The sequence below is a fragment of the Microcoleus sp. Pol7_A1 genome (assembly GCF_036701085.1).
GTDB lineage: Bacteria > Cyanobacteriota > Cyanobacteriia > Cyanobacteriales > Microcoleaceae > Microcoleus > Microcoleus asticus.
In genome coordinates this window covers 22,831-35,956 of sequence record NZ_JAUBQD010000049.1, presented here as the reverse complement: position 1 = coordinate 35,956, position 13,126 = coordinate 22,831, and the positions used below count along the sequence as shown (strand labels likewise).

Sequence of the window (13,126 nt, the reverse complement as noted above, 5' to 3'; positions counted from 1 at the left end):
AGGAAGAGAGGAGATAGATGTCGATTGGTATGAATATTATTTCTCTGTTTTCGGGTTGTGGCGGATTAGATTTGGGTTTTCGCTTAGCTGGCTTTAATCCGGTTTGGGCGAATGAATATGATAAGTCTATTTGGGATACCTACGAGTTTAACAATCCTGAAACTCTTTTAGATCGCAGAGATATCAGAAAAATCAAATCTGATGAAATTCCCAACTGTATTGGGATAATCGGCGGCCCTCCTTGTCAAAGTTGGAGTGCGGCCGGCGCTAAACGAGGGATTGATGACAGTCGGGGTCAGCTTTTTTGGGAGTATATCAGAATTGTGCGGGACAAGCAGCCTTGGTTTTTTTTAGCTGAGAATGTTAGCGGTATCTTAGCTCCCAGAAACAAGGAAGCTTTTACTTATATATTATCGCAGTTTGAGGAGATCGGGTATCGGGTTTCGTACAAGTTGTTGAATGCTAAAAATTTTGGTGTTCCGCAAGACAGGCAAAGGGTGATTGTACTCGGTTATCGGGAAAATCTCGGTTTTGGTTTTGAGTTTCCCGAACCTGGGAATGAGGTTTTGACTTTGAGAAATGCGATTTCTGATTTGGAGTCGATCGCCCCAATTCCAATTAAAGGTAAAGTAGATAACTATCACCCGTTTATTCCCAATCACGAATGTGCCGATTTGGGATTTTCCAGTATTTATATGTCGCGAAATCGAGTGAGAAGTTGGTCAGAACCTTCTTTTACAATTCAGGCAAGCGGCAGACACGCACCTCTCCATCCTCAAGCTAGTAAAATGATTTTGGTTGGCAAAGACAAACGCATTTTTGACCCCAATTCCCCTCTGCCTTACCGTCGGCTTTCTGTGCGAGAGTGCGCGAGAGTTCAGACTTTCCCGGATGAGTTTATTTTTAAGTACAAGTATATTGCTGATGGATACAAAATGGTCGGCAATGCTGTTCCTGTGAATTTGGCGAGAGTTTTGGCAAGTAAGATTTTTGCCGATATTTCGACATTATGAAATTAACATCCTTTTTAGTTTTACCCTTGAGAATCTCTGGTAAAGTTGTAAGGATTGTCGATTTTAGCTGTAATTCTAATTGCGGGGCTCAAATGCGACCATTGGTGTCAACCTAAGACTAAAATCTTTGATAAATATCGACATCCCTATCGCGGCCAAACTTGGATTGCTATGTCGGCTAGCTTCTGAACACGTTCTTTGATTGCTTGAGCATTCCAAATTGTTATATCCTGAAAGTATTTATTCAGGGAAACATTAGATTCTAGGTAAATGGATTTCTTTTCATCAAAGGGTTTGTTTCCAATTTTTGTATTGTACCCTGTTAAGGTAAGATTTCCCAAAGTATGTAAAAACTGCTTGTGTACCTCAGCAGAATTTGCACCTAGCATGGATGGCCACTGGGAGTTTTTTAAATTTTGGGGCATAATGTGTTCTATGGTTAGATTTTGCTTATTTAGCTGCTCCTTGCTAAGTGAATCAGTTAAACTTTCCAGGATAAGTTTAACTCGGTCGTTAGAACCCCTGGGGGCATAAACAGGGGTATTGAGAATACCTTTGCGAAACTCTTCATCTGAAGGCCAGATTTTGGCTTTTTCGTATCCACCCAGAACTTTCCGCAGTCCCTCCACCAAATCATCAGGATTGGCTTTCTCGACTTCACGGTACAAATTATTAAATACATTGCCTAAGCTTCTTGTGGAAACGTTAGCAAACCAACGACGCACAAAATAAGATTCTAAGTAACGTAGAATTTTTTCAAAGTTTTCAAGAGAAAGTTCTTTCTGTTCATACTTATGATAAACGTTGAGTAGAAAAATATGACAAGTAGTGAAGTCTAAACGGATCAATCGCTCGAACCAACGTTGCAGACGCTCTTCACGCTCATTATTATAAAACTTTAAGCATTGGTAGTAATTAGCAAATTGGACAAGTTCTTTCAACTTAACTTCACTGTCATCTTTGGCACGATCAAAAAAATTTTTAATTTCTTTATAAACTTCTTTTTCGCCAACTGATGTGCCGTCTTTACGCAAATAAAACCAAAATGCAGTTGTGAGCTCACCCGCATATTCTTTTGGGGCCATATTAGCCTTGAACTTATCTTGAAGAGGCAACCATGTATTCTTGTATATCTCTTCTCGTCTATCAAGAGGCAATTGCATGAAAATATAGTTGCGAACTAAGTCAGCTTGGGTTAATTCTTGTCCCTTATAGTTTAAGCTTTCAAAAATCAAATAAGGGTTGTCCTTATCATCAGAAGTGATATTGACTAGAATTAAGCGCTCTAAAATGACGGCCTTAAATTTGGCTATATCGAGTGTAAAATCTTCATCTTTATTAGGCTTTTTAAGCTGTTTTTTAAAAAACGTATAAGAGGCATATATCTGATCTTTTTTTGTTACTCCTTCTTTTTTTGTTTTTTTATCTTGGAGAATACTTTGGTAAGCCTCTCTATCTTCTTGAGTAGGTAAAATTTTATAAAATTCTTCGCCTTTTTTATATTGGTTAATTAAATAGAGATTGTATAATTCTTGAGCAAGATCTGTCTTTTTTTCTCTTATTAAATGATCCCACATAGCAGCCAATAAAATAGTAAGAGTAATCAGACGCTGCTGCCCATCAATTACCAGATAAGGAGATATGCCATCTGCTGTTCCATGTATTGATTGAGTGACAATAGCTCCTAAAAAATACGAACCTTCTCCTTCATCATTATAAAGTTTCATCAAATCTTCCCAGAGAGTCTCCCATTTGTCTTCGGTCCAGGAATAAGGTCGTTGAAAAAGGGGGATTTGAAATTGCTTAGTACCTTCTAATAAATTGCGTAGACTGGTTTCGGATGCTTTCATGTTTATACTGAATATAAGTACACCTTTAGTTTACAACTTCTAGTGTATCAGTATAAACATAGAAAATGTTAATTATTATTAATAGGAGCAGGGTAAGCTGGGTGATACCAAATTCGGTTTAAAAACCCGAAGCAGACTGGGCTTTTAATCCACGACTAAACAAGTGAGGTACATATTGGTAATGGGTAATTGGTAATGGTAAAAGAATCTTTTAACGGAGATTTTGTATAAATCGTGTTAATGAATTTCCAATTATCATAAAAATTTTGTTAACTCGCGGAGATTGTGCTGAATCGCATTTGTCCCGCGAATATGAGACAAGGGAGAACCTCCGTACAAAAAACTGTTCAAACTAACTTGATAATTTTGTTGAACTGCTAAATCTAACCACAAATTATTAATAGCATCTCCCGGCTTGTAGTCGGGAATGTTGTGCTGATAATAAGGAAAACTGTCTATACAAGTATTGAAAAAGTTTTTCCGCCCGCAATGCTTTAAATACTGATATCGCGGTTGGAATTCTGTTTGATTTTCCAATACTGTATATATAGTATCTGCGAGAGATTCTGGGTCAAATTTGGCGTAAAGACCCGCACCTTCGGGGAAAACAGGCGAGTTTCCTCTGGCGTATTGGTTGAATTCTTCAAAACAAATTACTGGTACGTTGCAACTCATTGCTTCGGTAATTCCCCGGTTTTTTCCTTCGAGGAGGGAACCGAGGACGAATGCTTGTGCTCGCGAATAATATGTGGGGATTTCACTGTAGTAGTCTACTCTCGGCACTAAATTAATGTAGTCGGAGGGATTTGTTAAAATTTCCTCGACTTGTCGCCATTCTTTTAATGCGTACTCGTCGAGAGTTTTCAGGTTGCTAGCATCAAATTCGTGGCCGCTGACTACTGTTAATTTTATGGGTTTTTGCGGATATTTTTGGCGGTAAACTTTTAAGGCGTTGGCTATGATTGGCAAATTTTTTTCTTCGGAAATTCGGGCGACGGCAAGGAGGTCGATGTCTTTGGCGGGGACGTTGCGCGGGGAAATTAAGTATTCGTTGATGAAGTCGGTGTCTTGCAGTGGTATGATTGGTTTGTGGGCGCGATCGGGATAAGTTTCGCGAAACCACTTATCTCGCTGCGGGTTTTTGTATAAACTGGAGTAGGCGTCAGCTATGGGAGCCCAGGAATAGGATGTGCCGGGGGAATAGGTGAAAGATAAAAATACTGAGGAAAGTTGGGGAAATAGTTTGTTGATGAGTTCGACTGCTTCGCTGAAATAAATTCCTTTGATGAAACGCCCTTCGTAAAACAGTGGAGGAAGCAAGACGTAGAAACTGACGGTATCGAAGCGGTGGGGTTGGTCTTCAAATATCTCCCAGCTAAAGGCGTCTAAGTCTGCATAGATTTCGGCTATTGGTTTGTTGATGTGGGGGTTGCGTAAATATGGTTTTTGTCGATCGTAGTTTCCGCGTACCATAGAAGTTTTTTGGTATGATTTTATTGCAATGTTATTTTTTTGTGAATCAAGATTTTTTTAATGAACCGCAGAGGCCGCAGAGGAGAATAGAAGAGAGATATTCATAATTCATCCAAGGGTTCTTCTACTGATTCATTGTCGCCAATTGTGAGGGCGAGTTGGTAGATTTGGCGGCGGGGAAGGGAGGTTTGTTGCGCTAGCTGGCGGCTGGCTTGGGAACGACTTATGCCTTCTGCAATTAATGTTTGCAATTCTGCTTTGATGGCGTCTTCGGAAAATATTGGTGCGGCTGTTTGAATGCCGGCAATTACGAGGGTAAATTCTCCCTGGGGTTCGCGATTGGTGTAAAGCTCGATCGCACTTTCCATACTACCACGCCAAAACTCTTCGTGCATTTTAGTTAACTCTCTCGCCAGCACAATCTGTCTGTCGCTTCCCAAACTATTTGCTAAATCTTGTAAAGTTTGCCGCAATCGGTGGGGAGATTCGTATAATATTATAGTGCGGGATTCTATTTGCAAAGCTTCTAAACTCTGTTGGCGTTCTTGACCTTTCACGGGTAAGAAACCTTCAAATACAAATTTCTCTGTGGGTAATCCTGATGCAGTTATCCCAACAATGCAGGCGGTCGGGCCGGGAATCGGAATAATGTTAATATTAGCATCGGCGCAAGCTTTGACCAACTCGGAACCGGGGTCAGAAATCCCGGGCATTCCGGCATCGGTGACGAGGGCGATATCTTTGCCTAAATGCAGTTTGTCGAGGAGTTCGGGGAGTCGCTGGTGTTGGTTGTGTTCGTGATAGCTGATTTGGGGGGTCTTGATTTGGAAATGGTGCAAAAGTTTGCCTGTATGGCGGGTATCTTCGGCGGCGATGAAGTCTACTGTTTGCAAAATTCGGATGGCGCGAAATGTCATGTCTTCGAGGTTGCCGATCGGGGTTCCTACGATGTAAAGTGTTCCTGTATTGGGATTTGCTTGCATTTTGATATTTTGAAGTTTTTAACCGCAGATAAAGCACGGGCGGGACGCCCATGCCACATATTTAAGAAGATATGAAAACGGGATTGTTTTTGGGATTGGCAACTTTAGATTTAGTTTATTTGGCCGGGAAGCCTCCAGGTGAAAATCAGAAAGTTGTTGCTTCTGATTGTACCATTGCTGCGGGCGGGCCGGCGGCGAATGCTGCGGTCACTTTTAGCTATTTGGGGAATGCGGCGGTATGGGCTGGCGTTTTGGGCACTCACGCGATCGCCCAATTAATTCGTGCAGACTTAGCGGAGTATAATGTCAGGATAATAGATTTGGAACCCGGGCGATCGCACTCGCCGCCAGTTTCCTCGATTATTGTAACTGAAGCAACGGGCGATCGATCGGTAATTTCCATCAATGCTACGAAATCGCAAGTTGACAGTCAAACAATTAATCAGGATATTTTAAGATCCGTTAATATTGTACTGGTTGACGGACATCAAATCGCAGCCAGCCAAGAAATTGCTCAACTTGCCAAGTCAAAAAACATTCCCATTGTCCTCGACGGTGGCAGTTGGAAACCCGGATTAGAGGAAATATTGCCTTTTATAGAATGGGCGGTATGTTCGGATAACTTTCATCCACCCGAGTGCGAAAATTCAGACCAAGTTTTTGCTTACCTATCAGCAGCCGGAATTCCCAATATTGCCATCACTCGCGGCGAAAAATCAATTTTATACCTCAGCAGTGGCACTTACGGTTATATAGAAACACCTCAAATTCAAGCCAAAGACACTTTAGGGGCCGGCGATATTTTTCACGGGGCTTTCTGTCACTACATTCTGCAAAATAACTTTACAGATACTCTCAACGCAGCAGCTAAAATTGCTTCCGATTCCTGCAAAAGCTTCGGAACCCGCGCCTGGATAAATAAGGGTTAATTTTAAATTAAAATTAACCAAACTATCCGGTTAAAACCGCTCAAAGCTAGAAAACTTGAACAGGCAACACTTGTTGAGTTAAAATCCTGACAGCAACCTCGACAAAATTTGTGAACTTCTCTCTTCTCTTCCTTCGCGCCTTTAGCGCCTTCGCGGTTCGTTAACAAAATTGCTATATTAGTAAGACAAGTTAAAGTCACACAAAACACTCCCAAAACAACATACCCGAATCATGTCTGACACCCAACCTCTAAGTATCACCCTTCCCCCTTTGCGGATTACCCTAACAGAACAACAGCAAGTTAACCTAGAATGGCTGACACAAAACTTGCCCAATCTACTCACCCCAAGCAAACAAGAAGTCCCCGACAATATGAAACAGTGGGTGGCGGCGAACAAATTATTAAATCAACCCGATGCAGAAATCATTCAAGCGCTAATAAATACCGGCATAGATGCGGAAACAGCCACCGCAGAAGTTAGGGAAATATCCTCTCATCCCTACTTCCAAGCAGGCAGCCATTACGTGCAGTTATTGCAGAAATTAGAATCGCATCTCAGGATTAACAATCAATTAGCTGCCTTGTCTTCCAAGTTTGGCACAATCGAACGCAAAAGCAGTCTTTCTAGAGAGTATTTTCTCGAAAATTACTACGCCAAAAATACTCCAGTAATTATTACCAATATCATGCACAACTGGAAAGCGTTGCAGTTGTGGACGCCGGAGTATTTACAGCAAAAATACGGCGATGCAGAGGTACAAATTCAAGCCAACCGCAACTCCGACCCGAATTACGAAATTAAGATAGAAAATCACAAAAAAACTGTTTTTTTCCGGAAATATGTAGAGATGGTGGTCAATGGCGGGCCTAGCAACGACTACTACATGGTTGCTAACAACCAAACTCTGGAAAGAGAGGAATTTAAACCGCTATTTAACGACATTGAAATTTTCCCAGAATACCTCAATCCAACGGATACAAAAGGTAGAGTTTTCTTTTGGTTCGGGCCGAAAGGCACGATTACGCCACTCCACCACGACCCAGTTAATTTAATTTTAGCTCAAGTGTCGGGTCGCAAACTAATTAAATTGATTTCTCCGCAGCAAACACCTCTGCTTTACAATCACGTCGGCGTTTTCAGCAAAGTTGACGGCGAAAATCCCGATTATGACAAATACCCGCTTTACAGAGATGCAAAAATTATTGAAGTGATTTTGGAACCGGGAGAGGCTATCTTTATTCCTGTCGGTTGGTGGCACCATGTAAAATCCTTGGAAGTTAGTATTTCGGTTTCGTTTACTAATTTTGTATTTCCCAATTATTATGAATGGAAATATCCTCATATTAATTGGTAATTGCTAATGTATGGTTCCCAGGGGCGGGCACCGGGGCACCGCCCCTACAGAAATCTGCGTTAATCGGTGTTTATCTGCGGCTCAAAAAAAAGAAATTCATGAAAACTCTCGAAGAAATCAGCGAAATTGCCCGATCGATCGCCTGGAGTGCATCAGATATCCTACAATCCTATTATCGCCAGGATTGCAACACTCCTAACCTCGATATCCAAGAGAAAAAAGATGGCCCCGTCACCGCCGCCGATGTCGCTGTCAATTCTTACATTCTCGACGAATTGCAGTCGGCTTTAGGGAATGCAGAATTTGGCTATCTCAGCGAAGAAACTTACAAATCTTATTTAGAAAAAAACGGTCAAGTTCCCTTACCTCAAAGTTGGGTTTGGATTATTGACCCTTTGGACGGAACGCGAGATTTTATTGACAGGACAGGGGAATTTGCCGTTCACATTGCTTTAGCGTTTGAGGGAAGACCGGTATTAGCAGTTGTGGCTTGGCCCCAACAGCAAAAGATTTATTACGCAATCCGCGATGCGGGTGCTTTTATGGAAAATCGGGACGGTTCTGCGGTCAAATTGCAGGTTTCTGCGCGAAATATAGTGGCAGATTTATCTATAGTAACCAGCCGCAGTCACCGGGGCGATCGCTTTAATCAATTATTGCACAAACTGCCTTGTCAAAATCAACTAGCTGTCGGCAGTATTGGCTGTAAAATTGCGACAATTGTGGAACAAAAAGCTGATGTTTATATTGCGCTTTCGGGAAAGTCTGCACCGAAAGATTGGGATTTAGCGGCACCGGAATTAATTTTGACGGAAGCGGGCGGTCGATTTACTCGTTTTGACGGTTCTGCTTTGCAATATAACCGCGGAGATGTGAGTCAGTGGGGGGGATTGTTGGCGAGTAACGGTTGCTGTCACGCTGCTATTTGCAGGGAAGCTGAGGAGATTTTAGCAGGGATAGATGCGAGTTTGAAGTAAGTGCGTGAAGCGAAGCTATCCCGTAGGGAATCGCCCCTAAAGATTGTAACGAATAAGTTTTAGGGGCGGGTTTTACCCTAAATAATTGCCTAATACCAATTATCTCGTAAACCCGCCCCCACCCTTGCCCGAAAGTCCCCCAGGGGTTTCAACCCCGGCGGAACCCGATCGCAGATATGTATCAAAAATCCCGCTCTTAATATTTCAGTATCATCACACTTGCTATTGAACGGTTTTTGTGTTATGTCATCTACCTCGCGCTGGCTCATCCGTAATATTACTTAATAAAATTTCCCATTTTTATCAAAACTTTAATTAAAAAAGTGTTTATAAAGAAAAGTTTATATAGATTTTCATAAAAAACAGTTATGGTTACTACAACCTTCAGAAATGTTTCGGACGCAAGTCGCGAAACAGGGAAATTATTGTCTTTTTTTAGCTATCAAATAGGTGTATTATGCCAAATTTAAATAATCAAGTTTCAAGAAGTGCGATCGCCTTTATCGATCCTCAAGTTGAAGATTATCAAAGTTTGATTGCCGGGGTAACACCGGGTACGGAAGTAGTCGTTTTGGATGGGAACCGGGATGCGATCGACCAAATTACTCAAATTTTAGCTCTTCGTACCAATATTGACAGCATTCACATTGTTTCTCACGGTGCTCCGGGTAGCTTGCAATTGGGCGACGGTAGCTTGAGTTTAGATGATATAGAGTGCGATCGGCATTCTCTACAGCAGTGGTTTTCGCCACGAACCGACTCAAGGAGCAAAAATCGACCGAATATCCTGCTGTACGGGTGCTCAGTAGCAGCAGGCGAGACAGGAAAAGCATTTGTCAAACGGTTGAGTGAGTTAACCGGGGCATCGGTTGCGGCTTCCCAAAACCTCACGGGAAGTCTAGCAAAGGGCGGGGACTGGGAACTGGAAGTGAGAACTGGGAAAATAGAAACGTCGTTAGTATTTGAAGCCGAAGTGTTAGCAGCTTACGAGTACGTTTTGAACACCTTCGGTGCGGCCACAAATATTGGCGCGGGGACAAATCCCTACGGTATTGCTACGGGGGATTTTAACGTCGATGGCAAACCCGATCTAGCTGTAACAAACCAAGGATCTGGCACCGTTTCTATCCTGTTAGGCAATGGCACTGGTGGCTTCGATCCTGCGCCTATTCCTACTTTGGCGGTGTCAAATCCCACATCGATCGCGATCGGAAATTTTAACAATGATAATTTCCCCGACTTGGCTGTAGTGGGTAGCGGCACTGGTGGCGCCCTCTTTATTTTCTTAGGAAATGGTACGGGCGGTTTTGGCAGCCCCACTCCATATCCCGCAGGAGTATCTCCTAAATCGGTTGCAGTTGGGAATTTTAACGGCGACAACTTTTCAGACTTAGCATTAGCCAGTTCAAGCCCTGGCAATCCCTCTGGCGCTGTCACAATTTTGCTGGCAAATAGCAGCGGTAGCGGGCCATTTAATATCAACACAAACTTAACCGTGCAGTCAGTTCCCGCTTTCATGACAGTGGGGGACTTTAACGGAGATACTTTTTCCGATTTAGCTGTGCCGAACAGTTTATCTAACAACATTTCTGTTTTTTTAGCGAATGGCACTGGCGGCTTTGGTGCAGCGACTAATTTTGGGGCTGGGCTAAGTCCAACTTCGATCGCCACTGGGGACTTTAACGGAGACAATTTCCTCGACTTAGCCGTAGCTAACGGCGGCTCTTCTAACAAAGTCTCAATTCTATTGGGAAATGGCACTGGTGGCTTTGGCGCAGTCACTAATTTTAGCGCGGGGACAGAGCTGCAAGGCATTGTTGCGAATGACTTTAGCGGAGACGGCAAACTTGACTTAGCAGTAGGAGGCACCAGCGGCGCTGCAATTTTAGTAGGCAATGGCAGTGGCGGTTTTAGTACACCCATTAACTTTGCTGCAGGGACATATCCAAATTCCATTATTGCAGGCAACTTTAATGCTGACACTCTCCCAGATTTGGCAGTAGCTAACAACGGTTCAGATAACGTTTCGGTGCTGCTAAATACACCCAATACAGTTAATTTTGGTGCGGCAACCTACAGCGGTACAGAAGGAACAACAGACACAGTAGTTAATATTCCCGTCACCATCAGCGGCGGCACTCCGTTTGCTGATGTAACAGTACCAATTGCGATCGACCCCAGCAGCAGTGCCACCGAAAATTCCGACTACGCCTTTTCGCCTACCTCGATTACATTCCCCGCAGGTGCAACAGGTGCGGAACTCACCAAAACTGTTGCAGTTACTATCAAGCCTGACAATCTCCCTGAAAACGCCGAAACCGCAATTTTCAACTTTGGCACAATCACCGGAGGAGTTGCAGGTACAACAAAACAAACAACACTAACTATTGCTGCTAACGGTACTGTTTCTTATGCCATTGCCGCCGGTACTCCCAGCATTCCCGAAGGCAATAGCGGCACAAAAACTCTGACTTTCACTGCGACTCGCAGCGGCAACACAGGCGGGGCAAGTAGCGTCAATTATACGATCGCCGGAACAGCTACAAACGTCAGCGATTACAACAACATCGGTGGCACTTCTGGGGCAACTGCTGCTACTGGCACAATTAATTTTGCCGCAGATGAAACATCCAAAACCATTACTCTGGATGTGTTAGGCGACACCCTAGTTGAACCCGACGAAACCATTGCCGTCACCCTTTCAAATCCCACAGGCCCGGGCGTAACACCGACAATTACCACTGCTACCGCTACCACAAATATTACTAATGATGACAAAGCTGGCTTTACTATTAACCCAACAGCATTAACTACAAGTGAAGTTGGTGGCAAGGCAGAATTTACAGTCAAACTCAACTCTCAACCCACTGCTGACGTTACCATCGGTTTGAGCAGTTCCAATGTTGCAGAAGGAACAGTTTCAACTAATAGCTTAACTTTCACTCCTGCTAACTACGCTCAACCGCAAACAATAACAGTGAGTGGTGTTGACGATTTAGTAGCTGATGGCCCTCTAGTATACAAAATTGTCACGGCTGCTACTGTGAGTACCGATGTTAATTACAATAACCTCGATCCTGAAGATGTCACCGTCACCAACAGTGACAATGAAACTCCGGGAATTACGGTGAATCCGACGGCGGGATTAACTACTGGTGAAGATGGCACCAAGGCTAACTTTACTGTGGTTTTGAATACTCAGCCGACTGCTGATGTGACTATCGGTTTGAACAGTGAAAATGTTGCAGAGGGAACAGTTTCGACTAATAGCATAACTTTCACTCCGGCTAACTGGAATACACCGCAGCCGGTGACAGTAACAGGGGTCAATGATAGCATTGTTGACGGCAATATTGACTACAAAATTGTCACAGCGCTTGCTGTTAGCACCGATCCGAATTATAAGCTAGATGCAGCGGATGTTAGCCTCAGCAATAAGGACGATGATACCGCTGGTATTTCTATTACTCCCACGGCAACAACTGCTACAGAAGGCGGCGCGACGGGCAGTTATGCGCTCAAGTTAACGTCGCAGCCGATCGTCCCTGTAAGCATTAACTTTAATGCCGGAAGTGAAATAAATGCGATCGGGACAATTACCTTTGACAGCACGAATTGGAATGTTGCCAAAACTGTCACTGTCACCGCTACCGACGATAGCAAAGCCGAAGGCACGCACAGCGGCACGATCGCTCACACTGTTACCAGTACCGACACTAAGTATAGCGGCACAACTATTCAGGATGTCAGTGTAGCGATTAACGACAACGACACAGCAGGTGTCAGCATTACACCTACGAGTACAACTGCTACAGAAGGGGGCGCGAATGGCAGTTATGAGCTCAAATTAACATCGCAGCTGATCGCCCCGGTAACTATCACTCTCACAACAGGTGAGGAGATAGAGGCTCTCGCCCCTGTGACTTTCACTCCGGATAATTGGGATGTCGCTAAAACCGTTACGGTGAAAGCTGTTGATGATACGCTTGTGGAAGGGGGGCACAGCGGTAATATCACTCACAGTGTGAGTGGCGGTGATGCTAAGTATAATGTAGTTGTGGTTCCAGGGGTGACAGTGGCGATTACGGATAACGATGTAGCGCCAACACCAACACCAACGCCACCACCACCGCCGACACCGACACCGACGCCAACGCCAACGCCGACAACTGGCACTCCGACGCCAACGCCAACGCCGACAACTGGTACTCCGACGCCAACGCCAACGCCGACAACTGGTACTCCGACGCCAACGCCAACACCGACAACTGGTACTCCGACACCAACGCCGACACCGACAACTGGTACTCCGACGCCAACGCCAACACCGACAACTGGTACTCCGACACCAACGCCAACACCGACAACTGGTACTCCGACACCAACGCCAACACCGACAACTGGTACTCCGACACCGACAACTGGTACTCCGATACCAACGCCGACACCGACAACTGGTACTCCGACACCAACGCCGACACCGACAACTGGTACTCCGACACCAACGCCGACACCGACAACTGGTACTCCGACACCAACGCCGA

8 protein-coding genes are annotated in these 13,126 nt (G+C 44.1%); 5 read left to right on the top strand and 3 right to left on the bottom strand.

Annotated features, from left to right (window positions below):
- Positions 1-29 precede the first annotated feature (29 nt).
- Entirely contained in the window at positions 30-1,013 is a 984-nt protein-coding gene (locus QUA20_RS23415; protein WP_333191564.1) for a DNA cytosine methyltransferase, read from the top strand.
- Positions 1,014-1,159: 146 nt separating this feature from the next.
- Here QUA20_RS23415 and QUA20_RS23410 read toward each other — a convergent pair whose 3' ends face one another.
- The 3 genes from QUA20_RS23410 to rsmI form a co-directional block, all read right to left on the bottom strand.
- Positions 1,160-2,863, bottom strand: a complete 1,704-nt coding sequence (locus QUA20_RS23410) for a DUF262 domain-containing protein (protein ID WP_333191562.1) — start codon at positions 2,861-2,863, stop codon at positions 1,160-1,162.
- Positions 2,864-3,118: 255 nt separating this feature from the next.
- On the bottom strand, positions 3,119-4,336 hold the full coding sequence (locus tag QUA20_RS23405) for a glycosyltransferase (protein WP_333191560.1): 1,218 nt from the start codon (positions 4,334-4,336) through the stop codon (positions 3,119-3,121).
- Between the two features lie 101 nt (positions 4,337-4,437).
- Positions 4,438-5,319, bottom strand: coding sequence for a 16S rRNA (cytidine(1402)-2'-O)-methyltransferase (rsmI, locus tag QUA20_RS23400; RefSeq protein WP_333191558.1), 882 nt, complete (start codon positions 5,317-5,319; stop codon positions 4,438-4,440).
- 71 nt (positions 5,320-5,390) lie between these two features.
- Between rsmI and QUA20_RS23395 the strand changes: the two genes are divergently transcribed.
- The 4 genes from QUA20_RS23395 to QUA20_RS23380 form a co-directional block, all read left to right on the top strand.
- Positions 5,391-6,248: a PfkB family carbohydrate kinase gene (locus tag QUA20_RS23395; protein ID WP_333191556.1), complete on the top strand. Its 858-nt coding sequence runs from the start codon at positions 5,391-5,393 to the stop codon at positions 6,246-6,248.
- Positions 6,249-6,480: 232 nt separating this feature from the next.
- Positions 6,481-7,605, top strand: coding sequence for a cupin-like domain-containing protein (locus QUA20_RS23390; RefSeq protein WP_172193195.1), 1,125 nt, complete (start codon positions 6,481-6,483; stop codon positions 7,603-7,605).
- 98 nt (positions 7,606-7,703) lie between these two features.
- Positions 7,704-8,582 carry an inositol monophosphatase family protein gene (locus QUA20_RS23385; RefSeq protein WP_333191553.1) on the top strand — a complete coding sequence of 293 codons (879 nt, stop codon included), beginning with the start codon at positions 7,704-7,706 and terminating at the stop codon, positions 8,580-8,582.
- 457 nt (positions 8,583-9,039) lie between these two features.
- Positions 9,040-13,126 (top strand): DUF4347 domain-containing protein (locus tag QUA20_RS23380; protein ID WP_333191551.1); only part of this gene is annotated, 4,087 nt, incomplete at its 3' end.